Genomic DNA, 25,382 nt, shown 5'->3' with positions numbered 1-25,382 from the left:
GCAGTACCTGCTCTGGGAGGAGAGGGGCTGTTGGCGGGGTGGTCAGCCCATCTCCTCCAACGCCTTGCCCTTGGTCTCCGGCACCCACTTGAGGATGAACGGGATCGAGAGCACGGCGAAGACCGTGTAGATGACGTAGGCGCCGGACAGGTTCCAGTCCGACAGGGTCGGGAACGACACCGTGATGACCCAGTTGGCGATCCACTGGGCGGCGGCGGCCACGCCGAGCGCCGCCGCGCGGATCCGGCCGGGGAACATCTCCCCGAGCAGCACCCAGACGACCACGCCCCAGGAGAGCGCGAAGAAGAGGACGAAGCAGTTGGCCGCGACCAGGGCCACGATGCCCTGGGCGTGCGGCAGTGCGATGTCGTCGCCGGCCCCGGACTTGTACGAGAAGGCCCAGGCCGCCAGGCCCAGCGAGATCGCCATGCCGACGGAGCCGATGAGGGCGAGCGGCTTGCGGCCGATCCGGTCCACGAAGATCATCGCGATCACCGTGCCGATGATGTTCACGACCGAGGTCTCGAAGGAGTACAGGAACGAGGCGCTGGGGTCGATGCCGACCGACTGCCACAGCGAGGAGCTGTAGTAGAAGATCACGTTGATGCCGACGAGCTGCTGGAAGACGGACAGGCCGATGCCGATCCAGACGATGGGCAGGAAGCCGGCCCGCCCGCCGAGCAGGTCCTTGAAGGTGGACTTGTGCTCGGAGCGCATGGCGTGCTCGATGTCGGCGACGCGTCCGTCGAGGTCGATGTGCTCGCCCTCGACCTCGGAGAGCACCTTGCGGGCCTCGGCGTTGCGGCCCACGGAGATCAGGAAGCGCGGGGATTCCGGGATCACGAAGGACATCAGCCCGTAGAGCACGGCCGGGACCACCATGACGCCGAGCATCCACTGCCAGGCTTCCAGGCCGCCGATCTCGCCGCGCTGGTCGCCGTCGGCGAGGTTGAGGATCCCCCAGTTGACGAGCTGGGAAATGGCGATGCCGATGACGATCGCCGCCTGTTGGAAGGAGGCGAGCCGGCCGCGGTACGCGGGCGGGGAGACCTCGGCGATGTAGGCCGGGCCGATGACCGAGGCCATGCCGATGCCGAAGCCGCCGATGACCCGCCACACCGCCAGGTCCCAGAGCGCGAAGGGCAGGGCCGAGCCGATGGCGCTGGCCGTGAAGAGGACCGCCGCGATCTGCATGCAGCGGATGCGGCCGATCCGGTCGGCGATGCGGCCGGCCGTGGCGGCGCCGAGGGCGCAGCCGATCAGTGCGGCGGCGATCACCTGGGCAAGGGTGGCGGGCCCGACGTCGAAGCGGTCCCGGATCGCGACGACCGCGCCGTTGATGACGGAGCTGTCGTAGCCGAAGAGGAACCCGCCCATGGCGGCTGCCGCGGTGATGAAGATGACGTGCCCGAGGTGGTCGGGCTGCGATGCCGGGCCACCGCCTGAGGCCGAGCCCCGCGTGGTGCTGCTGCTGGTCAAGGTCTGCTCCTGCGTGCCCGGCTGCGGGACGGGCGGGTGGGGGTAATTCCTTCCAGTGGCGCACAGGTCAAGATCGGGCACCACCCGGAGGAGTACAGCGGGAGCGAGCCTATGTGTTCATTTCTTGAAGTCAAGAGGAGGAGTGGGTCTACTTCTTGCCGCCATTGGTGGGAACTGAGCAGGATTTGAGCTTCACTTCTTGAAGAGACTGCGACTGACGCGTGTCAGCGGGAGGCGTCACCGGAGCCGCTGGCTGATGACCTTCGACACCCCGTCGCCCTGCATCGAGACCCCGTAGAGCGCGTCGGCGACCTCCATGGTCCGCTTCTGATGCGTGATCACGATCAGCTGGGAGCTCTCCTGCAGCTCCTCCATGATCCGGATCAGCCGCTGCAGGTTGGTGTCGTCGAGCGCGGCCTCGACCTCGTCCATCACGTAGAACGGGCTGGGCCGCGCCTTGAAGATGGAGACCAGCAGGGCCACGGCGGTCAGCGAGCGCTCGCCGCCCGAGAGCAGCGACAGCCGCTTGACCTTCTTGCCCGGCGGCCGGGCCTCGACGTCGATGCCCGTGGTGAGCATGTTGTCCGGATCCGTCAAGATCAGCCGGCCTTCGCCGCCGGGGAACAGCCGCGAGAACACCCCTTCGAACTGACGGGCCGTATCCCGGTAGGCCTCCGTGAAAACCTGCTCGACCCGCTCGTCGACCTCCTTCACGACCTGAAGGAGGTCGGCTCTGGTCTTTCGCAGGTCCTCCAGTTGCTCGCTGAGGAACTTGTGCCGCTCCTCCAGCGCCGCGAACTCCTCCAGCGCCAGCGGATTGACCTTGCCGAGCTGCTGGTAGGCCCGCTCGGCCGCCTTCAGCCGCTTCTCCTGCCGGGCGCGCACGGGCTCCGGCCCGGCGTCCGGATCCGGCTCCTCCCCGTCGGCGGAAGGGCTCGGCGGCACCGGCTGGTCGGGCCCGTACTCCGCGACGAGCCCCTGCGCCGCCATGCCGAACTCCTCCAGCGCACGGCCCTCCACCTGCTCGATCCGCAGGCGCTTCTCGGCGCCGAGCACCTCGCCGCGGTGCACGGAGTCCGTGAGCTTGTCGAGCTCGCCCTTCAGACCGCGGCCCAGACCCCGGGCCTCGTCGAGCTCCCGCTCCCGCACGCCCTTCGCGTACTCGGCGGACGTCCGCTCCCCCACCGCGCGGGTCAGCGACACCTCGATGTGCGCCAGCAGCTGGCGGGCTCCGTCGGCGACGGCCGCGGCCACCCGCGCCTCGTAGCGCAGCCGTTCCCGGCGGCGCTCCGCCCGGGCACGGGCCTCCCGCTCGGCCCTGGCCCCGCGGTCGAGGGAATCGGCCCGGCCGGCCAGCCCCTTCACCCGTTCCTCATGGGTCCTGAGCTGCAGCCGGGCCTCCATCTCGGTCTGCCGGGCGTTCGCCCCGTCGGCCGCGAGCCGGTCCCTGCGGGAGGTGTCCGGCTCCTCTTCCGCCGGCATCTCCTCGGCAACGGCGAGCCGTTCCGCACACTCCTCTACGTCGGCCAGCGCCTGCTCCAGCGCATCCTGCGCCCTGGCTGCGGCCGCGGCGGCGCGCTCGGCTTCGCCCAGCGCCCCCTTCGCCTGCCCGGCGAGCCGCCCGAGCTGCTGCGCGACCCCGGCCCGGGCCCGCTCGGCGGCCCGCCGGAGCTCCCCGAGCTCCTCGACCCGGGCCCCGGCCGCCACCCTGCGGCCATCCGCGGCCGCCTTCTCCTCCGCCAGCACCAGACACCGGCCGTCCAGCCGGGCCAGCTCCGCCGCGGCCTCGTCGACGGCTGCCTGCACCTCGATCAGGCTGGGCACTCCGGCGGACCCGCCGTGCGCGAGGTGCGCACCGAGCACGTCCCCCTCGGCGGTCACGGCCACCAGCTCGGGCCGCGCGGCGACGAGCGCCTCGGCCTCACCGAGCCCCCCGACCACCACGAAGTCCCGCAACACCCACGCCACGGCCCGCACCACGTCGGCATCCCCGTGGACGAGCCCGGCAGCAGCCACCGCACCCGCGACACCCTCCACCACCAGGGCCGCGTCGAGCCCCACGAGCGTGCGGGGCGATTCCAGCCCCGCCGGCGTTTGAGGCACGGGGTCCGGGGCGGAGCCCTGCATTCCCACACCCAGCCCCGCCGGCGTTTGAGGCGCGGGGTCCGGGGCGGAGCCCCGGTTTCGGGAAGGGGTGGGGTGGGGGACAACCGCCCCCGGCCCGACCCCACCGGCCGACCCGGCCCCTGCCACCTGACCGAGGCTCTCGAAGCCGACCCGAACTCCCGGGCCCTGAGCCGAAGCCGAACCCAGGGCCGGGTCCGGGGCCGGGCCCTGCGCCTGGCCGGGGACCCCCACCGCCGGACCGCCGGAGGCCACCGCACCCGGGGTGATCAGGAACGCCGCCCTCCCCGCGTCCCCCTCCCGCAGGTACCGGATCGCCCCGGCCGCCGCCGCCGTCGACGTGACGGCCACCGCGTCCGCCGCCGCACCCAGCGCCGCCGCCACCGCGACCTCGTGCCCCGGGGTCACGGACAACCGCTGCGCCGCCGGCCCCACCAGCCCCTCCAGCCGCGCCGCGAGCAGCTCCGCCGTGCCGTCCTTGCGGCGCAGCCCCATCGCGAGGGCGTCGCGTCGCGCCGACACCGCCGCCCGCGACCGCTCCGCCGCCGCCAACGCGTCCCGGGTCTCCCCGAGTCCGGCCTCCGCCGCCGCCAGCTCGGCCCGAGCCGCTTCGTACTCCCCCGACCCCGACCCCGACCCCGAACCGGCAGCGGCCTCCGGGGACTCCTCCCCGACCTCCTCCGCCAGCGCCTCGTACTCCTCGCGCGCCGCCTCCGCCCGCGCCCGCGCCCCGTCGCTCGCCAGCACCAGCCGGTCGATCTCCGCCTGGGCCGCGCCCGCGCGGGAACGGGCCGCGCCGAGCCGGCCGGTCAGCCGCGCCAGCGCCTCGCGCCGGTCGGCGATGGCCCGCGCCACGTCCCGTAGCCGTCGTTCCTCGTCGGCCAGCGCACGCTCCAGCTCGGCCCGGTGGGCGACGGTGTCCTCCAGTGCCCGCGCGGCCGCCTCCATCGAGGCCGTCAGCTCCGCCTCCTGCTCGCGGATCCGCGCGGCCTCCCTCTCCATCTCGTCCGGGTCCCGGCCCGTCCGCTCCTCCCCGGCCGGCGCCGAGGCCGAGGTGACCCGGGCGTCCGCCAGCGACACCGTCCCGCGCACCCGTTCGGCGAGCTGCGACAGCTCGTACCAGGTCTGCTGTGCCCGCTGGAGCCGTGGCGCGAGTTCCCGTACGGCCTCCTCCAGTTCGGATTCCCGCCGCACCGCCGCCGCGAGCTGCGCCTCGGCGGCCTCCTTGCGTTCCTTCAGGGCCGCCTCGTCCGCGATCTCCGCGTCGAGCGCGCCCTTCAGCGTGACGAGGTCGTCGGCGAGCAGCCGCAGCCGTGCGTCCCGCAGGTCGGCCTGGATCACGGCCGCCCGCCGGGCCACCGCCGCCTGCCGCCCCAGGGGTTTCAGCTGCCGCTGCAGCTCGTTGCCCAGGTCCTGTACGCGCGCGAGATTGGCCTGCATCGCGTCCAGTTTCCGCAGCGCCTTCTCCTTGCGCTTGCGGTGCTTGAGCACCCCGGCCGCCTCCTCGATGAAGGCGCGGCGGCCCATGGGATCGGCGTGCAGTACGGAGTCCAGCTGGCCCTGTCCGACGATGACGTGCATCTCGCGGCCGATGCCGGAGTCGGAGAGCAGTTCCTGGATGTCGAGGAGGCGGCAGGTGTCGCCGTTGATCTGGTACTCGCTGCTGCCGCCGCGGAACATGATCCGCGTGATGGTGACCTCGGCGTACTCGATGGGCAGCGCGCCGTCGGAGTTGTCGATGGTGAGCGAGACCTCGGCGCGGCCGAGCGGAGGGCGGCCGGTCGTGCCGGCGAAGATGACGTCTTCCATCTTCCCGCCGCGCAGCGACTTGGCCCCTTGTTCTCCCATGACCCAGGAGAGCGCGTCCACCACATTGGATTTGCCGGAGCCGTTGGGGCCCACGACACAGGTGATGCCCGGCTCGAAGCGCAGGGTGGTCGCGGAGGCAAAGGATTTGAAGCCGCGCAGGGTCAGGGACTTGAGGTGCACGCCGCCGGACTCTACCTTTCACGTTCGGTTTCGCCCATGAAGGTGCAGGGCACATCAGACGTTAAAGGAATGGGCCCCCCACCTGGCGCAACGCCGCCCGGCGGCCTTGTCCGAGGTGGGAAAGGCGGAAGGTAGGACGGAACGGCGCGGAAAGAAAGAAGGGACGCCGAAGCGTCCCTTGCAGATCATGCAGTTCCGTTGATCGAGCGACGAGGGAGCGCGGATCAGGTGAGCGCAGGCTCCGCCTGGGGTACGTCGAGGTCGATGCTGTCGAGCAACGAGTCTCCGTGCTGTGCGGCGGCCGCGTTCAGAGCGTCGTTTTCGGACTGGATTCGTCCGAGCTCGGACTCGAGGTCCTGGACGCGCTGCTGAAGCCGTCGCATCTCGGCGAGGAGTCGCGGGTCGGAACCGCCGACGTAACCGAGAAGCGCCTTTGCCATGATGGATGGTCCTCCACACTGAGTGACCGACCGAAGCGGTGTGGGTCGTGAGGGAATCGCACCCGCGGATGTCCGGCAGCGACTGTCAGTCACTGCATCGATCTTTGGCTGACACTGTGTACTGCCAGCACTGCCAAACAGCTCAGGTGCGCGGGGCTTCCAGCGTCTCACCAAAAAGTTTGACGGTCAACACGATCACGCCCCGTATCGGCGGGCATCCCGGCCCCCTCAAGGGGCGTGGAGATCATCCTCGACTCCGAGCCTTCCACGGATCCACCGCTTCGGCAACGCGTCGACGACGAATGCGCAGTTCCGACCGCATGCGGACCATCCGGCGATGTGTTCAGTGCATGATCAGTCGATCGCTCACCGGATCGCGAACCCGTCGTAGCCGCCGCGCGGTGTGCCCCAGATCTCCGTCACACCGTCCACGTTCCCGGGCGTGTCGGCGCCGTGCAGCCATTCCAGGAGCCGGTGGCAATTCTCACGTTGACCTTCGGCCACCACCTGTACTCGACCGTCGTCCAAGTTGAGCGCGAAGCCGATCAGTCCGCCGATCTCCATGGCGTTCGCCCTGGTGAACCAGCGGAAGCCCACTCCCTGTACACGGCCGCGCACCCAGGCGGTCATCCGCACATCTTCGTTCATGCCTGAACGCTAACCGGGCAAACAAATCCGGGTCACCTCGCCCCCTCTCGCCATGGCGTACAGTCGCGCAGCAATGAGCTCACCCATTTGGGTGAGTAAAGGTTGATCTTGAAGTGCTTTGACGTGCTGCGAAGTGCCGTGAAGTGCTGATCCCGAACCCCAGGAAGGTGAGCCGCGATGGGACGCCACCGCCTCCACGCCGCGCCGCGCCCCGGCGGCAAGCGCCGCGCCGCCCTGCGAGGGGGTCTGCTCGGCGCATCCGTGGCCGTGGTCCTCGGCACGGCGGCCGTCACCACGGGCTTCGTCCCGGTCGGCTCCTCCTTCCCCTACGTGGGGGTCAAGACCGCGGACTCCGACGCGAAGACCTCGCAGGCCGGGGCCAAGGCCTCGCCGAGCCCCGGGAGCGCGCTGGAGCAGCAGGGCGGCCTCGCCAACCTGTCCGGCCGGGCTCCCTCGGGCGCGAGCACCCCGTCCTCCCCGGCCCCCTCCGCTTCCCCCTCCCCGTCGGCCAGCCCTTCCCCTTCCCCCTCTCCCTCCACGGAGCCGGCGAAGACCCCGGTGGCGAGCCCGACCCCGACCCCGGTGAAGCCGAAGCCTTCCGCGCCGAAGCCCTCCGCCCCCGCGACCCCGGCCACCCCGCCCACGTCGGCAGGCCACTCCGCCGAGGAGGCTGCCGTACTGACCCTGGTGAACCAGGAGCGCGCGCAGGCGGGCTGCGGTCCGGTCCGGGCGAACCCGCCGCTGGCGGCACTGGCCGGAGCCTTCAGCAAGGACATGGCCGTCCGGGGCTTCTTCGACCACACGGACCCCGACGGCAACACCCCGTGGGACCGGGCCACCAAGGCCGGCATATCGGGGATGGGCGGCGAGAACATCGCCCGCGGCCAGGGCGACGCGGCGGCCGTGATGAAGGCCTGGATGAACAGCCCGGGCCACAAGGCCAACATCCTCAACTGCGAGTTCCGCACCCTGGGCGTCGGCGTGTACAACGCCGCCGGCGGCCCCTGGTGGACCCAGGACTTCGGCTTCTGACAGCCCGTTTCTCGTACCTCACCCGTGCCGGGCGGGCAGCGCCCGGCACCCGGGCCGTACGTCAGCCGGTCAGACGGACGCCAGGGCGGCGCGGCCCGCGAGCAGGACACGGGTCTGCTCGGTGACGCGGCTGCCGAGGTGCTCGGCGGTGGCGATGTCGGCCTTGTGGACGAACTCGGGACCCTGGTCACCGTTGGACTGGGCGGTGGCGCCGTCGAAGAAGCCGAGGCGGTTGAGGTCGTTCTCGGAACCGGTGCTGGAGTTCCAGCCCGGCTTCAGGCCCAGGTTGACCCAGCTCATGCCGTGCTGCGAGGCCAGCGTCTGGAAGTAGTCGAGGGTGTTGCCCTTGTCGCCGGACTTCGACCCGGAGTTGGTGAAGCCCGCGGCGACCTTGTCCTGCCAGCCGGCGACGAACCAGATCTTCGAGGAGGCCTCGGCGAAGACGTGGAAGGCACCGGAGGCGGTGCCCATGTAGGTCGGCGAGCCGAAGATGATCGCGTCGGACGCGGTCAGGAGCTCCCACTTCGCTTCGTCGATCTCGTCGACCTTGATCATGTGCACGGTCGCACCGGCCTCGATGGCGCCGACCTTGACGGCCTCGGCGATCACTGCGGTGTGGCCGTAGCCGGAGTGGTAGGCGATCGAAACGACGGGGGTGTACGTGATTCCGGACAAGACGGTCTCCCTCGGAAAACACCGTGGGGGTACACGGCGTTGTGCGGCTGTGCGGCGTGAAGCAACGACACCGAGGTAACCACTAACTTTTCGAAAGCGCAACCTGGATGGCTGGCGCTGTGCAGTAGTAGGCTGAAACCATGCAGACTCCAGGGTGTGGCGAGACCGAGGGCGACGCCGTGCCCGAACAGGCCTCCGAAGCGGTCGACGCTTTCGACGTGTTCGCACGCACGTGCCCTTCCCGCGAGACGCTGGAACACGTCACGGGTCGCTGGGGCAGCCTCACGGTCGGTGCCCTGTCCAAGGGGCCGTGCCGGTTCAACGAGCTGCGCCGCCGTGTGGACGGCATCAGCGAGAAGATGCTCTCCCAGACCCTGCACGCGCTGGAGCGCGACGGCATCGTCAACCGGGAGGCCCAGCCGACGAACCCGCCGCGCGTCGACTACGAGCTGACCCCGTTCGGCGTGGCGGTCGCGGAGCGCGTGGACGCGCTCATAGGGCTGCTGGAGGGCAGCATGCCCTCGGTGCTCTCTTCCAGGTCCGCCTACGACGCCACGCGCGAAGGCCGCTGGCAGCGCGGGCAGAAGTAGCTCGACCGGTTCATCCAGGGGCGGCGGCGCATCGGAGTGCCGCAGCGCCGGCAGGGCTCGTCCTCCCGCCCGTAGGCGTCGAGCGAGCGGTCGAAGTAGCCGGACTCCCCGTTCACGTTGACGTAGAGGCTGTCGAAGCTGGTGCCGCCGACGGCGAGGGCCTCGTTCATGACGTCACGGACGTGGCCGAGGAGTTCCGTGCTCCGGGGGCGCGTGAGGGTGGCCGTGGGGCGCTCGTAGTGCAGCTTGGCGCGCCAGAGCGATTCGTCCGCGTAGATGTTTCCGACCCCGCTGATCAGCGACTGGTCGAGCAGCGCCCGCTTCACGGTGGTGCGCTTGGCGCGCAGCGCCAGGTGGTAGGCCGTCTCGTCGAACAGCGGGTCCAGGGGGTCACGCGCGATGTGCGCGATGACGTCGGGCAGCCCGTCCGCGCTGTCGGGGACGCAGGGGTGCAGTGACAGCCCGCCGAAGGTCCGCTGGTCGACGAAGCGCAGCTCCGTCCCGGCCCCGTCCCCGAACCGCACCCGGATGCGCAGGTGCTTCTCGTCGGGCGCCCCCTCGGGCTGCACGAGGAGCTGCCCGCTCATTCCGAGGTGCCCGAGCACGGAGTGCTCCCGGTCCTCCAGCGGCAGCCACAGGTACTTGCCGCGCCGCCTCGGCACCCCGAAGGTCTCCCCCGTGAGCCGCGCCGCGAAATCGGCGCCGCCGCCCTCGTGCCGGCGTACGGCGCGCGGATGCAGGACCTCGACGGCCGCCACGGTCCGCCCGGCCACCCAGCGCTCCAGCCCGCGCCGCACCACTTCGACCTCGGGCAGCTCGGGCACGGTGTTCCTCCGGAGGGTTCGGATCGGGCTCTCTCCCGCGAGCGTACCGACTCGCCCTGCGGGGCTCGTCCCCCACCCGAACGTCCCGGGGCGGGCCGGCACCCGGAAACGGGTCCGCCCCGCCACCTGCCGGAGCAGATGACGGGGCGGGGAGTTCCCGGAAGAACGGGTCAGGCGTCCGGAGCCGGGTCGGCGGGGGTCGTCGCCCCGTCGCCCTCGGCCGGAGTGGCCGCGGTCCGCTTGTCCGCCGCGGTACTGATACCGCGCCACGCGGACTCGGCCGCCTGCTGTTCCGCTTCCTTCTTGCTGCGCCCGACGCCGGTGCCGTAAGAGGTCCCACCGACGCGCGCGGCGGCGGTGAAGGTCTTCTCGTGGTCCGGGCCGGTCTCGGTGACCAGGTATTCGGGCACCCCGAGACCTTCGGCGGCCGTGAGCTCCTGGAGACTGGTCTTCCAGTCCAGGCCGGCGCCGAGGTTCGAGGACCTGTCGATGAGCGGGTCGAAGAGCCGGTGAACCAGCTCCGAGGCCGCGTCGAGACCCTGGTCGAGGTAGACCGCGCCGATCACCGCTTCAAGGGTGTCGGCGAGGATGGAGGCCTTGTCCCGGCCACCCGTGCCCTCTTCGCCCCGGCCGAGCCGGATGAAGGAGCCGAGTTCGAGGCCGCGGCTGACCTCCGCCAGTGCACGCGAGTTGACTACCGCGGCCCGCAGTTTGGCCAGTTGGCCTTCAGGCAGGTCGGGGTGGGTCGTGTACAGCGTGTCCGTGACCACCAGGCCCAGCACGGAGTCCCCGAGGAACTCCAGGCGTTCGTTGGTGGGCAGACCGCCGTTCTCGTACGCGTACGAGCGGTGGGTCAGCGCACGCACCAGAAGGGCGGACTCGAGTCGATACCCGAGCCGCCCTTCCAGAAGCACGTGGGACGAGGCCGCGTTCTTACTGTCTGCCTGCTTCTCAGCGTTGGACAGCTCAGACATTGCGCCTCTCACCAGCCGCTCAGACCTCGAGGACCTGGCGCTTGTTGTAGGTGCCGCAGCTCGGGCACGCAATGTGCTGGAGCTTCGGCTCCTGGCAACGCTCACACGAAACCAGGGTGGGGACCGCAGCCTTCCACTGCGACCGGCGGTGGCGCGTGTTGCTGCGCGACATCTTCCGCTTCGGAACAGCCACGGCTACTTCTCCTGCTTCTCGGCGGCGCTCTGAACTCCGTCGGAGGCAGTGCCGCTCATATTGTCCTTCTCGACGCCCTGATCGGTGACGAGTCCCTGCAATGCCGCCCAACGGATGTCGACGGCGTCATGGTGGTGGTCCGGGTCTTCGTTCAGGCTGAGCCCGCAATCGGGGCACAGTCCGAGACAGTCCTCCCGGCACACCGGCTGCAGCGGCAGTGCGAGCACCACCACGTCGCGCAGCACGGATTCGAGGTCGAACAAACCGTCCTCGAGAAAGAGCGTGTCCTCGTCGTCCTCGGCGTCGTCGGCCGGCTCCGCCTTGGAGCGGATCCGGTCGTCGGCGTCAGGGTACGAGAACATCTCCTGGAACTCCGCCTTGAGCTCGCGCTCGACGGCCTCCAGACACCTTACGCATTCCCCGGTCGCCCGGCCACGGACGGTGCCTGTGACAAGCACCCCTTCCATGACGGACTCCAGGCGGAGCTTGAGGTTCAGCGGGTCGCCCTGGGGCACTCCGATGACACCGGCGAGGCCGATGTCGGCCGGAGCCGGGATCTCACGGGACAGCCGCAGCATGGCACCAGGACGCCGACCCAGCTCGTGCGTGTCGAACACGAGGGGGTTGCGGTGGTCGAGGTGGGTGTTCAGGGCTGTTCCCGCTTTCACAAAATCACTGGAGACTGCTGAAAATCAAGCTGTCCGCCACTTAGGGGCAGCATGGATCGCGGTGCATACGCGCGACCGAAGAGCCAGGATACCCGCCGCTTCGCTCTGAGCCCAATCCAGGTCCGCGGCGAGCTCAGCGACCCTGCTCGTACTGGCGCAGCTGGTCCAGATTGATCATGCCCGTGTCGAAGAAGCTGGTCTCGTCGAGCGCCGCCTGCTGGTCCTGCACGGGCTGCTGGTAGCCGCCGTAGGGGTCGGGCTGCTGCTGCTCGTACGAGACCGCGTAGGGGTCGGGCTGCTGCTGGACCTGCTGGTAGCCGGAGTACGGGTCCTGGTAGGCATACGCGTCCTGCTGGACGGGCTGCTGGTAGGCATAGGCGTCGTACGAGGGCTGCGGCTCCGGCTGGGCCTGCGTCTGTGCGGGGATCAGCGGCGCCTGCGGCTCGGCCAGCCCCGCGAGGAAGTCCGCGTCGCTCGAGGAGCGCGACTGCTGGTGGCCCGCCGCGTCCTGGGCGGCCATGTGCGCGCCGAGATCGTCGGTGGCCACGCGGCCGAGGAGCTTCTGGCGGCCCCGGCCGACGGCCTCCAGGGTCTTGGAGAGCACTGCTTCGAAGGTCGCCAGCTTGGTGTCCACGTAGTCGTCCGCCTGCCGGCGCTGCGTCTCCGGGTCGTGGCTGCGCTCGGGGGCCTCGGCGTCCGGGTAGCCCTGGTCGTCCAGTCCGGGCCCGCGGCCGAGCAGCTTCTCGCGGCCGCGGTCCACCGAGCCGATGGTCTTGGTGAGCACGACCTCGAAGTTCGCGAGCTTGCTGTCGACGTAGTCGTCGGCCTCGGCCTTGACCTCGTCCGCCTCGCGGCGGGCCTCCGCCAGGATCCGGTCCGCCTCGTCCTGGGAGCGCCGCGCGACCTCGGTGTCGGAGATCAGCGAACCGCGCTGGGCGTGCGCCGACTCGATGATCCGGTCGGCCTCGCGGCGGGCCTCCTCGACCATCTGCTCCCGGCCGCCGATGAGCTCCTGGGCCTGTGCGAGCGAGCCCGGCAGCGCCTTGCGGACCTCTTCGAGCTGGGCGAGCAGCTCGGCGCGGTTGATCACGCACGAGGCCGACATGGGCATGGACCGGGCGCTGCCGACGGCCGCGACGATCTCGTCGAGCTTCTTCTGCACGTCCATGGGTGCTCGCACTCTCTCGGCCCCGGGCGGTTCCCGAGACGGACGGGACGACTGTAAGGCCACCGGCCCCGGAGCCGACACCGGCCGACACCCGGTCAGCGGGCGCCGGCGGGCGGGGTCAGCGCTCGGCCAGCCGCTCCAGCAGCGCGGCGTGCACGTGCGCGGGCAGCAGGTGGGCGACGTCTCCGCCCCAGGCCGCCACTTCCTTGACCAGGGAGGAGGACAGGAAGCTGTAGGTGGGGTTGGTCGGGACGAAGAGCGTCTCGACGCCCGACAGGCCCATGTTCATCTGGGCCATCTGCAACTCGTAGTCGAAGTCGCTGACGGCGCGCAGACCCTTGACGATGGCCGGGATCTCCCGCTGCTTGCAGAAGTCCACGAGGAGCCCGTGGAAGGACTCGACGACGATGTTGCCGTAGCCGGCGGTCGCCTCGCGGATCAGCTCGATCCGCTCTTCGACGGTGAAGAGTCCCTGCTTGGACTGGTTGATCATCACGGCGACGTGGACCACGTCGTAGAGCCGGGAGGCCCTGCCGATGATGTCGAGGTGTCCGTTGGTGATGGGGTCGAACGACCCCGGACAGACGGCGCGGCGCAACTGCATTCCCTCGTTCCCGGGTGCGGGCTTCATGACTCTTCGCTGATGGAAGCGGCGCGACCGTACCAAAGGGTGCCCTCGCCGTACTTCCTGGAGCGCAGCGGCTCGAAGCCGTCCGGCCACGGGAAGGCCCCGCTGCGGGTCCTGCGCTCCACGGTGACGAGCGCGTCGTCCGTGAGCCAGCCATTGGACCGGAGTGTGAGGAGGATCTCGCACAGGTGGGCGTGCTCCACCTCGTACGGCGGGTCCAGGAAGACCACGTCGTACGGGTCCCCGTGCGCGGCGCCGGCCGCGATCTGCTCGGCCTTGCCGGACCGGAATTCGGCGCCGGTCAGGCCGACCGACGCGATGTTTTCCTTGATCGCCTTGGCGGCCTTGGCGTCGGGCTCGACCAGCAGCGCGTGGGCCGCGCCGCGGGAGAGCGCCTCCAGGCCGACGGCGCCGGAACCGGCGTAGAGGTCGAGGACGCGGGCTCCCTCGACTCCGTGCAGCGACTCCCAGGTGGAGAAGAGGCCTTCGCGCATCCGGTCCGAGGTCGGGCGGGTGCCGGTGCCGGGCGGTACGACGAGGCGTCGCCCGCCTGCGCTTCCGGCGATCACGCGGGTCATCTGGGGTCCTTCGGTGAGCGGGGCGGAGGATGGTGCAGGCCTCCAACGATAGGTCGTGCCCGTCACCCCTTCTCCAGGTACTGCTCCCGCTCGGTGTCCAGCAGGGCGTCCAGGGCGGTCCGCAGGCCCGGCAGCTCCGCGAGCTCGGGATCGGCGGCGACCACGCGGGTGGCCTCCTCCCGGGCCTGGGTGATGACCTCCTCGTCCTCGATCACCGCGAGCATCCGCAGGCTGGAGCGGACACCGGACTGGGCCTGGCCGAGCACGTCGCCCTCGCGGCGCTGCTCCAGGTCGATGCGGGAGAGCTCGAAGCCGTCCAGGGTGGCGGCGACGGCGGCGAGCCGGGCGCGGGCGGGGCTGGCTTCGTGCATCTCGCTGACCAGCAGGCACAGCCCGGGGGCGGAGCCGCGGCCGACGCGGCCGCGGAGCTGGTGGAGCTGGGAGACGCCGAAGCGGTCCGCGTCCATGATGACCATGACGGTGGAGTTGGGGACGTTCACGCCGACCTCGATGACGGTGGTGGCGACCAGCACCTTGACCTCGCCCGCGGTGAAGCGGCGCATCACGTCGTCCTTGTCGGCGGGGTCCATCCGCCCGTGCAGCACCTCGACGGACAGTCCGGCGAGGGGGCCCCGGGTGAGCTGCTCGGCGATCTCCAGCACCGCGAGCGGGGGCCGCCTGTCACCGTCGTCCTCGGCCGCCGCCTTCTTCTTGGCGCCCTTGGCTCCCTTGGCTCCCTTGCCGTTCTCGTCCTCCCCGTCGCCGATGCGCGAGCAGACCACGTACGCCTGGTGTCCGTTCTCCACTTCCTCGCGGACCCGCTCCCAGGTCCGGGCCAGGAAGTGGGGCTTGTCCTTGGCCGGCACCACGTGGGTGGCGATCGGGGAGCGGCCGGCGGGGAGCTGGTCCAGTACGGAGGTCTCCAGATCGCCGAAGACGGTCATGGCGACCGTCCGCGGGATCGGGGTGGCGGTCATGACGAGCAGGTGCGGGGGCTGCTTGCCCTTCGAGCGCAGCGCGTCGCGCTGTTCCACGCCGAAGCGGTGCTGCTCGTCGACGACGACCAGGCCGAGGTCGTGGAACTGCACCTTGTCCTCGATCAGCGCGTGCGTGCCGATCACGAGGCCGGCCTCGCCGGTGATCAGGTCGAGCAGCGCCTGACGGCGGGCGGGCACCCCCATCGAGCCGGTGAGCAGGACCACTTTGGTGCCCCGGTCGGAGCCGCCGAGCATGCCGCCCTCGGCGAGCTCTCCCATCATCTCGGTGATGGACCGGTGGTGCTGCTGCGCGAGCACCTCGGTGGGGGCGAGCATGGCGGCCTGCCCGCCGGAGTCGACGACGGCGAGCATGGCCCGCAGGGCGACCATGGTCTTTCCGCTGCCGACCTCGCCCTGGAGGAGGCGGTGCATGGGGTGGTCGGTGGCGAGGTCGTCGAAGATCTCCTTGGAGACGGTCCGCTGGCCTTCGGTGAGGGTGAAGGGGAGCTTGGCGTCGAAGGATTCGAGGAGGCCGCCGGGCGTGGGGCGGCGGGGTACGGCCGGGAGCTGGGAGTCGGCGTGCCGGCGGCGGGCCAGGGCGACCTGGAGGACGAAGGCCTCGTCCCATTTGAGGCGGCCGCGGGCGTCCTCGATGTCGGCCTTGGTGACCGGGCGGTGGATCTTCAGCAGGGCCTCGGTGAGCGGGACCAGTCCGCGGTCCTCCCGGAGGGCCGGCGGCAGCGGGTCGACGACCTCCTGGGCCGTGGGGAGCACCGCGTCCACGCACTTGGCGATCTTCCAGGACTCCAGCTTCGCGCAGGCCGGGTAGATCGGGATGAGCTGGCTCGCGAAGGCGGCGGCCGCGTCCCGGTCGGAGGCGTCCGCGCCGAGGGGCTCGTAGGCGGGGTGGGCGAGCTGGAGCTTGTGGTTGAACATCCCGACCTTGCCCGCGAACATCGCGCGGCTGCCGGGCAGCAGTTCCTTGTGCGGTTTGTGGACGCCGGAGCCGAAGAAGACGAGCTGGAGCCGTCCGCTGCCGTCGGTGATGGTGACTTCGAGGCGCTTTCCGCCGCCCCGGCTGCCCTGGTACGTCAGCAGCCGCGCGTCGGCGACCTGTGCGACCACGGTGACGTGTTCGTCGACCTGGTCGGCGAGTTCGGCCAGCGAGGTCAGCTCGCCCCGCTCCGCGTACCGCCGGGGGTAGTGGTGGAGCAGGTCCAGGGCCGTGTGCAGGCCGAGCTGCTCGGCCAGCACCTTCGCGGTGGCGGGGCCGAGGGTCTTCTTGAGGTCTTCGTCGAGCGCGGGCACGTGTTCCATTGCACACCATGGCGCCGACAACCCGGCTATTCCACCCCGATGAGCAGCGGGGCGGACCAGCGGCCGCCCTGGTAGGTGACGGTGTCCACGGCGAGGTGGCCGTGCTGGACGTACGCCTCCAGGCGCTCGGCCAGCGCGTCCGGCGCCTCGGGGCCCAGGACGAGGGTGACCAGTTCGCCGCCCGATCCGAGCATGCGGGCCAGGACGGCCTCGGCGGTCTCGGCCAGGCCCGTGCCGATGACGGCCACGTCGCCGTCGATGAGGCCGAGCACGTCGCCGGCCTGGCAGATGCCGGCCGAGGTGAAGGACTGCCGTTCGGCGACGGCGAGTTCGCCGTAGCGGGTGGCTCCGGCGGCCGCCGTCATGGCGACCACGTCCTCGTCGAAGGTGCCGTCCGGGTCGTGCACGGCGAGCGCGGCCAGGCCCTGGACCTCGGAGCGGGTGGGGATCACGGCGACCCGTACGCCTTCGGCGCGCGCCTGCCGGGCGGCGGCTGCCGCGACGGCGCGCAGTTCGGCGCCGTTCGGGAGCAGGACGACCTCGCGGGCGTGCGCCTCGCGGATGGCGTCGGCCAGTTCGGCGACGGCCGGCGGTTCCCCGGGCCGGGCGAGGAGGGTGGTGGCGCCCGCCTCTCCGCAGAGCCCGGCCAGCCCCTCGCCCTGGACCACGGCGACGACCGCGCGCTGGGAGCGCTCGCCGCGGGCCCGGCGGCGTTCGTCGCCGAAGTGGGTGATGCGGATCCGGTACGGCCGCCCGGCGACCACGGCGGCTTCCACGGCCGCGCCGGGGTCGTCGACGTGGACGTGGACGTTCCACAGGCCGTCGCCGCCGACCACCACGAGGGAGTCCCCGAGGGCGTCGAGCCGGGTGCGCAGCCGGTCGACCTCCGTCTCGGCGGCCTCCAGCAGGTAGATCACCTCGTAGGCGGGTCCGCCGTGCTGCTCCTCCTCGGCGCAGGGCTCCGGCGGCCTCGGGACGGGCACGGCCCGGCCGCGTACCGGTTCGGGCGCGGGCTCCCGCCCGGACAGCGCCTGCCACAGGGCCCCGAGTACGGCGACCAGTCCGCAGCCCCCGGCGTCGACCACTCCGGCCCGCCCGAGCGCGGCCAGCTGCCCCGGGGTCTCCGCGAGGGCCGCGCGGGCTCCGTCGTAGGCGGCCCCGGCCACGTCGGCGGCGGTCTCGGCGGCCCGGGCGGCGGTCTCGGCGGCCTTGGCGGCGGCGGTGGCGACGGTGAGCATGGTGCCCTCCACCGGGTGCGCGACGGCCCGGTAGGCCTCCTCGGCGGCCCGGGTCAGCGCCTGCGCGAGCAGCCGCGCGGGGTCGCGCCCCTCGGGCCCGGCGGGTCCGTCGGGCTCCTCGCCGAGTACGTCGGCCACTCCGCGCAGCAGCTGCGCGAGGATCGTCCCGGAGTTGCCCCGGGCGCCTATCAGGGCGCCGTGCGCGAAGGCCCGTACGGCCTCGGGGAGGGAGGGTGCGGCTGTGCCGTCCGTCACTCCGGCGAGGAGGTCCGCGAGCTCGCGGTCGGCCGATTCGGCGGTCAGGTAGAGGTTGGTGCCGGTGTCCGCGTCGGCGACGGGATAGACGTTGATCGCGTCGATGTCCTCGCGGGCCCGACCCAGTGCGGCCAGGGCCAGCGAGCTCCAGGTGCGTACCGCTTCGGCGTTCAGGGGGTACGGCTGAGGCTGGTGCGCCACCGGGCGTTCCTCCTTGTGCGGGCCAGGGTTCACCGCAGGGTAACGAAGGACTGCCGGGCGGGCGGGACCCCGGGGCGGGGGTGGCCGTGGACATGGTAGTTTTCTTGGACCGAGGCAGGCGTTGTATGCTGCTCCGGTTGCCCGATGAGAGTCGGGCCATTCCCCCCGGCAAACCACTTCAGATCCCTGATACCGGTGCGCCGGGATTCACTGTAAGTGCATCTGAAGTCTTTGGAGTGACCTGTGGCTGCCAACTGCGACGTTTGCGCCAAGGGGCCGAGCTTCGGCAACAGCATTTCCCACTCGCACCGCCGCACCTCGCGTCGCTGGAACCCGAACATCCAGCGTGTCCGTGCCGTGGTCAATGGGACGCCGAAGCGCCTCAACGCCTGCACCTCGTGCATCAAGGCCGGCAAGGTCTCGCGCTGACGCCTTCCGTCGTAGCGCAGCCCTTTCTGGTTGCCAAAGAGGCCGGTCCACCTGTGGACCGGCCTCTTGCATTCTGCATCCTGTAAACGACAGAGCCCCCGGGAATCCGTTCCCGGGGGCTCCGTCGTGTGTCAGCGCCACCGCCACGCGTGGTCCACCGGTCCGATGCCCGCGCCCAGGGCGAACCCGGCGGCGATGGCTCCGGTGACGTACTCCTTGGCCTCGGTGACGGCCTCCGGGACGGTCCGGCCCTTGGCCAGGCCCGCCGCGATCGCGCTGGCGAGCGTGCAGCCGGTGCCGTGGGTGTGCCGGTTGTCGTGGCGCGGGGCGCGCAGCCAGCGTTCGTCGGTGCCGTCCGTGAGGAGGTCCACGGCCTCGTCCCCGTGGGCGGCGAGGTGGCCGCCCTTGATCAGCGCCCAGGCGGGCCCGTACGCGAGGACCGCGTCGGCGGCCCGGCGCATGTCGTCCTCGGTCTCCACGACGACTCCGGTGAGCTGGGTCACCTCGTCCAGGTTCGGCGTGGCGACCGTGGCCCGGGGCAGCAGTTCTCCCCGTACGGCGTCCAGTGCGCTGGCGGCGAGGAGCGCGTCCCCGTGCTTGGAGACGCCGACCGGGTCCACGACGGCCGGGGCGGCTGTTGCGGCGAGCAGCTCGGCCACCGTCTCCACGAGGGCGGCGGAGGACAGCATTCCCGTTTTCACGGCCTGGACGCCGATATCGTCCACCACGGCCCTGTACTGGCCCTTCACGGCCTCCGCGGGCAGTTCCCAGACGCCTTTGACGCCCAGCGAGTTCTGCGCGGTCACGGCGGTCACCACGCTCATCCCGTGGACCCCGAGCGCCAGCATGGTCTTGAGGTCGGCCTGGATGCCGGCGCCGCCGCCGGAGTCGGATCCGGCGACGGTCAGGCACAGCGGCGGGTGCGGCCGGCCCCGGGAGGGGCCCGTCGCGCCGAGCGGACCGCTCATCGCGGGGTGTCCTCGGCAGCCGCGTCGCCGCCGAAGTGGTCCCATCCGCCGGTGGAGGCCCAGGGGACGCCGTCGACGGTCACCTGGGGCAGCGCGGAGCGGTTCTGGACCTCGCCGATGACCTTCCAGCGGGCCGGGAGCTTCACGTCCGGCGGGAAGGTGGCCACGATCGCGTGGTCCTCTCCCCCGGTGAGGACCCACTGGAGCGGGTCCACGCCGACGGCCTGGCCGATGTCGTGCATCTGCGTCGGGATGTCGACGGCCGCCGAGCGCAGGTCGATCCGTACCTTGCTGGCCTCGGCGATGTGCCCGAGGTCGGCGATCAGGCCGTCGCTGACGTCGGTCATGGCGGTGGCGCCGAGTCCGGCGGCCGCGGGGCCCGCGTGGTACGGCGGCTCGGGGCGCCGGTGGGCCTCGACGAAGGCCCGCGGCGAGCGGAAGCCGCGCGAGAGCACGGCGAAGCCCGCCGCGGACCAGCCGAGCCAGCCGGTCACGGCCACGACGTCGCCGGGCTGGGCGCCGGAGCGCAGCACGGGTTCGTGGTTGCGCAGGTCGCCGAGGGCCGTGATGGCCACGGTGATGACGTCGCCGCGGACCACGTCGCCGCCGACCACGGCCGCGCCGGCGACCTGGCATTCGTCGCGGATGCCGTCCATCAGCTCGGTGGGCCAGGTGGCCGGCAGCTCCGCCGGGACGACGAGGCCGAGCAGCAGCGCCGTCGGCACCGCGCCCATGGCGGCGATGTCCGCGAGGTTCTGCGCGGCGGCCTTGCGGCCGACGTCGTAGGCCGTGGACCAGTCGCGCCGGAAGTGCCTGCCCTCCAGCAGGATGTCCGTGCTCGCCACGACCCGCCGGTCGGGGGCCGACACCACCGCGGCGTCGTCGCCCGGGCCGACCCGGACCGCCGGGGTGGTGGTGAGCCGTGAGGTGAGCTCCCGAATGAGCCCGAACTCCCCCAGCTCGCCCACAGTGCCCTTCATCGCTGTGCCCCTTCTTGCCCAGTCCGCTTGCGGTCGCGAGCCGTCACAGCTCTGGGTACCGTCAACAGATACGTCAACTTCTGCTCTCCGTACGCCCCGCTGTGCGTGGAGCCGGACCCGCGGGTCTCCCCGCGGCGCTCGGCAACGCGGTACCGTGGCGTCCCTTCTTCCCCGGGCCCACCCGTCATCCCCGGGCCCACCCGAAGGGTAGGGGAAATGATCCTCGTGGCCGCCCTGGAGGTTCCGTGGTACAGGCGTACATCCTCATCCAGACCGAGGTGGGCAAGGCGTCGTTCGTCGCCGAGTCCATCGCGCAGATCGCGGGGGTGATCCAGGCCGAGGACGTGACCGGCCCGTACGACGTGATCGTGCGCGCCCAGGCCGACACCGTGGACGAGCTCGGCCGCATGGTCGTGGCCAAGGTCCAGCAGGTGGAGGGGATCACCCGCACCTTGACCTGCCCGGTCGTCCATCTGTAGCCCCCGTCTACTCTTGGCCGGTGATGTCACGACACCGCCGGCCCTTCTCTCTGCTCGCCGCACTGACCGCGCTGGCCGCCTCGGCGGCCCTCGCGGGCTGTTCCCCGGGTGATTCCGAGGCACGGGTGGATCCGCCGTCCGCTCCGCCCGCCGATGTCGCGGGTCTCTGTGCGGCGCTGCACAAAGAGCTCCCGGAAACGGTGGCCTCGCTGGCCCGGACCCCGGCGCTGCCGGAGTCGGACCTGACCGCCGCGTGGGGTGGCTCGGCGATCGTACTGCGGTGCGGTATCCCCCGGCCCGCCAAGATGCTGGACGACAAGGCGGAGGGCGTCGACGTGAACGGTGTCGGCTGGCTCCTGGAAAAGCTGGACGACGGCGGCTTCCGGTTCACCACCGGGAGTCGGCTGGCGTACACGGAGGTCCGGGTCGACAAGGAGCATGCCACGGATGCGGGGATGCTGGTGGGCCTGTCCGCCTCGATCGCCAAGACCGTTCCGGTGGGCGTCGCCTCGTACTGACCCCCGTACCGGCCTTCTCGTCGGCCTCCCCGGCCCGCCCGCGCGGAAGAGGACCGCCCGCCGCCCTCCTCTTACGAGGGGCGGCAGGCGGTCCTCTTTCGCGTACGGAGCTTCGTGGCGGGGTTCGCTACGGGGTCAGCGCAGTCCGGTGGAGCGGCGCAGGGCGGCCTGGATCAGGCGGTCCACCAGCTCCGGGTACTCGATGCCCGACTCCTGCCACATGCGCGGGTACATGGAGATCGGGGTGAAGCCCGGCATCGTGTTGATCTCGTTGATGACGAACTCGCCGTCCTCGGTGAGGAAGAAGTCGGCGCGCACCAGGCCCTCGCAGGACGCGGCGTCGAAGGCCTCGATCGCGAGCTTCTGCACTTCGGCGGTCTGCTCCGGGGTGAGCGGGGCGGGCACGAGTCCGGAGGCGGAGTCGATGTACTTGGCCTCGAAGTCGTAGAAGTCGTGGCTGGAGACCGGCGGGATCTCGGCGGGCACGCTCGCGCGCGGACCGTCCTCGAACTCCAGGACCCCGACCTCGATCTCGCGGCCGCGCAGCAGCGCCTCCACGATGATCTTCGGGTCGTGGCGGCGGGCCTCGCGGATCGCGCCGTCGAGCCCGGAGGGGTCGTCGACCTTGGTGATGCCGATCGAGGAGCCGGCGCGGGCGGGCTTGATGAACAGCGGCCAGCCGTGCTCGCCGGCGAAGTCCGCGATGCGGGCGAGGGCGCCCTCGCGGTCGTTCTCCCACTCGCGGGGGCGGATGGTCACGTACGGGCCGACGCGCAGCCCGAAGGACGTGAAGACCCGCTTCATGTAGTCCTTGTCCTGGCCGACGGCCGAGGCGAGGACGCCCGAGCCGACGTACGGGATGCCGGAGAGCTCCAGGAGGCCCTGGAGGGTGCCGTCCTCGCCGTACGGGCCGTGCAGGACGGGGAAGACCACGTCGACCTCGCCCAGCGCCTTGGGGACGGCGCCCGGCTCGGTGTAGACGACCTCGCGGCTGGCCGGGTCGACGGAGAGCACGACGGCGCCGTCCTCGGATTCGGCGAGCTGCCCCACGTTGGGGAGCTCGCCGCCGGAGATGGCCATCCGGGCGGGCTCGTCGGCGGTCAGCGCCCACCGGCCGTCCGTGGTGATGCCGATGGGCAGCACCTCGTACTTGGAGCGGTCGATGGACCGCAGGACGGCGCCCGCGGTGACGACCGAGATGGCGTGTTCCGAGCTGCGGCCGCCGAACACGACGGCCACGCGGGGCTTGCGGCCCTGCTGCTCAGGGGTCTGGGGGAGGTTCTCGCTGCTCATATCGCCACGAGGGTACCCGCTCAAGCGTCCGGAAAGCAGTCAGCGCCGTTCCGGTTTGGCGCTGCGTCCCATGAGTTCCTTGAGCGCGACCAGGGTGGGCTTGCCGTGGTGGACGATGTCGACGACCGTGTCGGTGATCGGCATGTCCACTCCGTGGCGGCGGGCCAGATCGGCCACGGACTGGCAGGACTTGACGCCTTCGGCGGTCTGCTTGGTGACCGCGATGGTCTCCTCCAGGGTCATCCCGCGGCCCAGGTTGGTGCCGAAGGTGTGGTTCCTGGAGAGCGGCGAGGAGCAGGTGGCGACGAGGTCGCCGAGGCCCGCGAGTCCGGAGAAGGTGAGCGGATCGGCGCCCATCGCCAGGCCCAGGCGGGTGGCTTCGGCGAGGCCGCGGGTGATGAGCGAGCCCTTGGTGTTGTCGCCGAGGCCCATGCCGTCCGCGATGCCGACGGCGAGGCCGATGACGTTCTTGACGGCGCCGCCGAGCTCGCAGCCGATGACGTCGGTGCTCGTGTACGGGCGGAAGTACGGGGTGTGGCAGGCGGCCTGGAGGCGCTGGGCGACGGCCTCGTCCACGCAGGCGACCACGGAGGCGGCGGGCTGGCGGGCGGCGATCTCGGGGGCCAGGTTGGGTCCGGTGACGACCGCGATGCGCTCGGCGGGGACCTTGGCCACCTCTTCGATGACCTCGCTCATCCGCTTGGCGGTGCCGAGTTCGACGCCCTTCATCAGGGAGACGAGCACGGTCTCGGGGGCCAGCAGCGGCACCCAGGCGGCGAGGTTGCCGCGCAGGGTCTGCGAGGGGACGGCGAGGACCGTGAAGTCGGCGCCGGCCGCGGCCTCGGCCGGGTCGTTGGTGGCGCGGATGTTCGCGGGGAGTTCGACGTCGGGGAAGTAGTCCGGGTTGGTCCGGCCGCTGTTGATGGCGTCGACGAGCTCCTGGCGGCGGCCCCACAGGACCACCTCGCAGCCGGCGTCGGCGAGGACCATGGCGAAGGCCGTGCCCCAGGAGCCGGTTCCGAATACGGCTGCCTTCACGGGACGTGTCACTTGTTGCCCTCCCCTGCGGCCCTGCGCCGCTGCTGAGCCCTGGCGTTGCGATGGTCGTACGGCTGCGGGGGCGCGCTCTCGCCCCGCAGTTCCTCCAGCAGCTTGGTGATGGCCGCCATGATGACCTCGGTGACCTCCCTGAGCACGTCCGGGGTGGGTTCCCGGTCGTAGTACGCGGAGAGGTCCACGGGCGGCCCGGCGAGGACCTGGAGGGTTTTGCGCGGGAACAGGTTGACCTTGTTCTCCTTGGCGTAGGGCGGCATCGCGAGATTCGCGCCCCACTGGGCCACCGGAATGACCGGGGCCCTGGTCATCAGCGCCACGCGGGCGGCGCCGGTCTTGCCGGCCATCGGCCACATGTCGGGGTCCCGGGTGAGGGTGCCTTCCGGGTAAAAGGCCACGCATTCGCCGCGCTCGATCGCGTCCACGGCGGCCCGGAATGCGTCCAGGGCGTTGGTGGACTCCCGGTAGACGGGGATCTGGCCGGAGCCGCGCAGGATCGCTCCGACAATGGGGACCTCGAAGAGGGCCGCCTTGCCGAGCAATCGGGGCACCCTGCCGGTGTTGTACTGGAAGTGCGCGTAGGACAGCGGGTCCAGATACGAGTTGTGATTGACGGCGGTGATAAATCCGCCCTCGGACGGAATGTGTTCCATTCCCCGCCAGTCCCGCCTGAAGAGCACTACCAGCGGCGGTTTCGCGATGGCCGCCGCAAGGCGGTACCAGAAGCCGATTCTGCGGCGGGACACTCGGACACCTTCCTCTAGGACCGGTGCGCGGCTTGGGCACCTCGGGGCCGGACAAGTGTGGGCCCCGGGTCCGGTCTCTGTCGAGAACACCGTACGCCCCGGACACCCGGACCCGGCCCCGGGTGGCCCGGCATGAGGTGACAATGGGGCTCCGCATGACCTGGTCATGACCCGTACATGGTCTGAGCGGCGCGCGAGCGTGCCGGAGGGAAGGGGTCCGCCACGAACGCCGTCTGGAGTCTGGTCGTCCCGCTGAAGCCGCTCGCGGTGGCCAAGAGCCGCCTCGCGCCGGCCGTCGGAGCGTCCCGGCCGGGGCTCGCCCTGGCGTTCGCGCTGGACACCGTCGCAGGGGCGCTGGCCTGCACGGCGGTCGCGGATGTGGTGGTCGTCACGGACGATCCGGCGGCCGGTGCGGAACTGGCGCGACTGGGGGCCCGGATCGTGCCGGACTCCCCGGCGGCCGGGCTCAACGCCGCGCTGGCCCACGGGGCGCGGCAGATACGGGCGGGCAGGCCCGGGGCGGCGGTGGCCGCGATGAACGCGGATCTGCCGGCGCTGCGGCCACCCGAATTGCTACGCGTGCTCGATACCGCTTCGGCATTTCCCCGGGCATTTCTGGCGGATGCGGCGGGAATCGGGACGACCCTGCTTTCCGCTGCTCCGGACGTGGAATTGGCGCCCTCGTTCGGTGGCCCCTCACGGGCCCGGCATTCGGCCTCGGGGGCGGTGGAAATGGCTCTCGCAGGCGTCGAGAGCATCCGCCGGGACGTGGACACGGGGGCGGATCTGCGCACGGTCCTGGCCCTTGGTGTGGGGCGCCATACGGCCCGATACAGTGCCCGTATGCAGGCGACCGCGTACACGTACGACACCCAGACCCGCAGCGGCAGTGTGCTGCTGGACGACGGCACCCCGGTG

Annotated in this window: 24 protein-coding genes and 1 pseudogene; 6 read left to right on the top strand and 19 right to left on the bottom strand. The window is 71.4% G+C overall.

The annotated features are described in order from the left end of the window. Nucleotides 1-42: 42 nt before the first annotated feature. The 4 genes from ACFRU2_RS36745 to ACFRU2_RS36730 all read right to left on the bottom strand — a co-directional run bounded on the left by ACFRU2_RS36745 (nt 43) and on the right by ACFRU2_RS36730 (nt 6,680). Complete coding sequence (locus tag ACFRU2_RS36745) at nt 43-1,479, bottom strand: sugar porter family MFS transporter (protein ID WP_382980477.1); 1,437 nt, start codon at nt 1,477-1,479, stop codon at nt 43-45. 237 nt (nt 1,480-1,716) lie between these two features. After that, nucleotides 1,717-5,592 (bottom strand): AAA family ATPase, encoded by a 3,876-nt coding sequence (locus tag ACFRU2_RS36740; RefSeq protein WP_382980475.1) that lies wholly within the window; start codon nt 5,590-5,592, stop codon nt 1,717-1,719. A 224-nt stretch (nt 5,593-5,816) separates the two neighbouring features. Further along, nucleotides 5,817-6,032 (bottom strand): hypothetical protein, encoded by a 216-nt coding sequence (locus tag ACFRU2_RS36735; RefSeq protein WP_030227372.1) that lies wholly within the window; start codon nt 6,030-6,032, stop codon nt 5,817-5,819. Between the two features lie 366 nt (nt 6,033-6,398). Then, complete coding sequence (locus ACFRU2_RS36730) at nt 6,399-6,680, bottom strand: acylphosphatase (protein ID WP_382980473.1); 282 nt, start codon at nt 6,678-6,680, stop codon at nt 6,399-6,401. A 177-nt stretch (nt 6,681-6,857) separates the two neighbouring features. Between ACFRU2_RS36730 and ACFRU2_RS36725 the strand changes: the two genes are divergently transcribed. Next, nucleotides 6,858-7,712 (top strand): CAP domain-containing protein, encoded by an 855-nt coding sequence (locus ACFRU2_RS36725; protein ID WP_382980471.1) that lies wholly within the window; start codon nt 6,858-6,860, stop codon nt 7,710-7,712. A gap of 69 nt (nt 7,713-7,781) precedes the next feature. Here the strand turns inward: ACFRU2_RS36725 and ACFRU2_RS36720 are convergent, their stop codons facing one another. Then, a complete protein-coding gene (locus ACFRU2_RS36720) occupies nt 7,782-8,378 on the bottom strand; it encodes a flavodoxin family protein (RefSeq protein ID WP_382980534.1) in 597 nt (198 codons plus the stop codon). A gap of 149 nt (nt 8,379-8,527) precedes the next feature. Here ACFRU2_RS36720 and ACFRU2_RS36715 point away from each other — a divergent pair, with 149 nt between their 5' ends. After that, nucleotides 8,528-8,977: a winged helix-turn-helix transcriptional regulator gene (locus ACFRU2_RS36715; protein WP_382980469.1), complete on the top strand. Its 450-nt coding sequence runs from the start codon at nt 8,528-8,530 to the stop codon at nt 8,975-8,977. Here ACFRU2_RS36715 and mutM read toward each other — a convergent pair. The 9 genes from mutM to ACFRU2_RS36670 form a co-directional block, all read right to left on the bottom strand. Beyond that, the gene (mutM, locus tag ACFRU2_RS36710) at nt 8,932-9,801 is read right to left on the bottom strand and encodes a bifunctional DNA-formamidopyrimidine glycosylase/DNA-(apurinic or apyrimidinic site) lyase (RefSeq protein ID WP_382980467.1); all 870 of its coding nucleotides are present in this window, start codon (nt 9,799-9,801) and stop codon (nt 8,932-8,934) included. The genes ACFRU2_RS36715 and mutM overlap by 46 nt on opposite strands. 170 nt (nt 9,802-9,971) lie before the next feature. Continuing rightward, complete coding sequence (gene rnc / locus ACFRU2_RS36705) at nt 9,972-10,775, bottom strand: ribonuclease III (protein ID WP_382980465.1); 804 nt, start codon at nt 10,773-10,775, stop codon at nt 9,972-9,974. Between the two features lie 19 nt (nt 10,776-10,794). Then, nucleotides 10,795-10,968 (bottom strand): 50S ribosomal protein L32, encoded by a 174-nt coding sequence (gene rpmF / locus ACFRU2_RS36700; RefSeq protein ID WP_003965982.1) that lies wholly within the window; start codon nt 10,966-10,968, stop codon nt 10,795-10,797. Nucleotides 10,969-10,970: 2 nt separating this feature from the next. Continuing rightward, nucleotides 10,971-11,618: a YceD family protein gene (locus tag ACFRU2_RS36695; protein WP_382980532.1), complete on the bottom strand. Its 648-nt coding sequence runs from the start codon at nt 11,616-11,618 to the stop codon at nt 10,971-10,973. A 151-nt stretch (nt 11,619-11,769) separates the two neighbouring features. Further along, nucleotides 11,770-12,804 carry a cell division initiation protein gene (locus ACFRU2_RS36690; protein WP_382980463.1) on the bottom strand — a complete coding sequence of 345 codons (1,035 nt, stop codon included), beginning with the start codon at nt 12,802-12,804 and terminating at the stop codon, nt 11,770-11,772. A 118-nt stretch (nt 12,805-12,922) separates the two neighbouring features. Next, entirely contained in the window at nt 12,923-13,402 is a 480-nt protein-coding gene (gene coaD, locus ACFRU2_RS36685; RefSeq protein WP_266960063.1) for a pantetheine-phosphate adenylyltransferase, read from the bottom strand. Nucleotides 13,403-13,431: 29 nt separating this feature from the next. Continuing rightward, nucleotides 13,432-14,010, bottom strand: a complete 579-nt coding sequence (rsmD, locus tag ACFRU2_RS36680; RefSeq protein ID WP_382980461.1) for a 16S rRNA (guanine(966)-N(2))-methyltransferase RsmD — start codon at nt 14,008-14,010, stop codon at nt 13,432-13,434. Nucleotides 14,011-14,072: 62 nt separating this feature from the next. After that, nucleotides 14,073-16,304 (bottom strand): ATP-dependent DNA helicase RecG, encoded by a 2,232-nt coding sequence (gene recG, locus ACFRU2_RS36675; RefSeq protein WP_382980459.1) that lies wholly within the window; start codon nt 16,302-16,304, stop codon nt 14,073-14,075. A gap of 26 nt (nt 16,305-16,330) precedes the next feature. After that, nucleotides 16,331-17,998, bottom strand: coding sequence for a DAK2 domain-containing protein (locus tag ACFRU2_RS36670; RefSeq protein ID WP_382980457.1), 1,668 nt, complete (start codon nt 17,996-17,998; stop codon nt 16,331-16,333). A 243-nt stretch (nt 17,999-18,241) separates the two neighbouring features. Between ACFRU2_RS36670 and rpmB the strand changes: the two genes are divergently transcribed. Further along, nucleotides 18,242-18,427, top strand: coding sequence for a 50S ribosomal protein L28 (gene rpmB / locus ACFRU2_RS36665; protein ID WP_073911113.1), 186 nt, complete (start codon nt 18,242-18,244; stop codon nt 18,425-18,427). A gap of 131 nt (nt 18,428-18,558) precedes the next feature. Here rpmB and thiD read toward each other — a convergent pair whose 3' ends face one another. Both thiD and ACFRU2_RS36655 read right to left on the bottom strand, forming a co-directional pair. Continuing rightward, nucleotides 18,559-19,395: a bifunctional hydroxymethylpyrimidine kinase/phosphomethylpyrimidine kinase gene (gene thiD, locus ACFRU2_RS36660; RefSeq protein WP_382980455.1), complete on the bottom strand. Its 837-nt coding sequence runs from the start codon at nt 19,393-19,395 to the stop codon at nt 18,559-18,561. After that, a complete protein-coding gene (locus ACFRU2_RS36655; RefSeq protein WP_382980453.1) occupies nt 19,392-20,375 on the bottom strand; it encodes a thiamine-phosphate kinase in 984 nt (327 codons plus the stop codon). Before ACFRU2_RS36655 ends, thiD begins: the two co-directional genes overlap by 4 nt. 245 nt (nt 20,376-20,620) lie before the next feature. On the opposite strand from ACFRU2_RS36655, the gene ACFRU2_RS36650 reads away from it, so the two are divergent. Continuing rightward, nucleotides 20,621-20,854 carry an Lrp/AsnC ligand binding domain-containing protein gene (locus ACFRU2_RS36650; protein ID WP_214947835.1) on the top strand — a complete coding sequence of 78 codons (234 nt, stop codon included), beginning with the start codon at nt 20,621-20,623 and terminating at the stop codon, nt 20,852-20,854. A 23-nt stretch (nt 20,855-20,877) separates the two neighbouring features. Then, entirely contained in the window at nt 20,878-21,372 is a 495-nt protein-coding gene (locus ACFRU2_RS36645; RefSeq protein ID WP_382980451.1) for a DUF3515 domain-containing protein, read from the top strand. 135 nt (nt 21,373-21,507) lie between these two features. On the opposite strand, the gene ACFRU2_RS36640 is transcribed toward ACFRU2_RS36645, so the two are convergent. From ACFRU2_RS36640 to ACFRU2_RS36630, 3 genes are read right to left on the bottom strand one after another with little or no spacing between them, the layout of a single operon-like run. Then, a complete protein-coding gene (locus ACFRU2_RS36640; protein WP_382980449.1) occupies nt 21,508-22,665 on the bottom strand; it encodes a D-alanine--D-alanine ligase family protein in 1,158 nt (385 codons plus the stop codon). A 39-nt stretch (nt 22,666-22,704) separates the two neighbouring features. Beyond that, entirely contained in the window at nt 22,705-23,715 is a 1,011-nt protein-coding gene (locus ACFRU2_RS36635; RefSeq protein ID WP_382980447.1) for an NAD(P)H-dependent glycerol-3-phosphate dehydrogenase, read from the bottom strand. After that, a complete protein-coding gene (locus ACFRU2_RS36630) occupies nt 23,712-24,464 on the bottom strand; it encodes a lysophospholipid acyltransferase family protein (protein ID WP_382980445.1) in 753 nt (250 codons plus the stop codon). Before ACFRU2_RS36630 ends, ACFRU2_RS36635 begins: the two co-directional genes overlap by 4 nt. 240 nt (nt 24,465-24,704) lie before the next feature. On the opposite strand from ACFRU2_RS36630, the pseudogene cofC reads away from it, so the two are divergent. Then, nucleotides 24,705-25,304, top strand: a pseudogene (gene cofC, locus ACFRU2_RS36625) (2-phospho-L-lactate guanylyltransferase); the annotation flags it as partial. Nucleotides 25,305-25,382 lie beyond the last annotated feature (78 nt).

It is taken from the genome of Streptomyces sp. NPDC056883 (assembly GCF_042788835.1).
Classification (GTDB): Bacteria; Actinomycetota; Actinomycetes; order Streptomycetales; family Streptomycetaceae; genus Streptomyces; species Streptomyces stoeckheimensis.
Note: the sequence above shows the minus strand (reverse complement) of the source record. Positions and strands in the feature narration are given on the sequence as shown.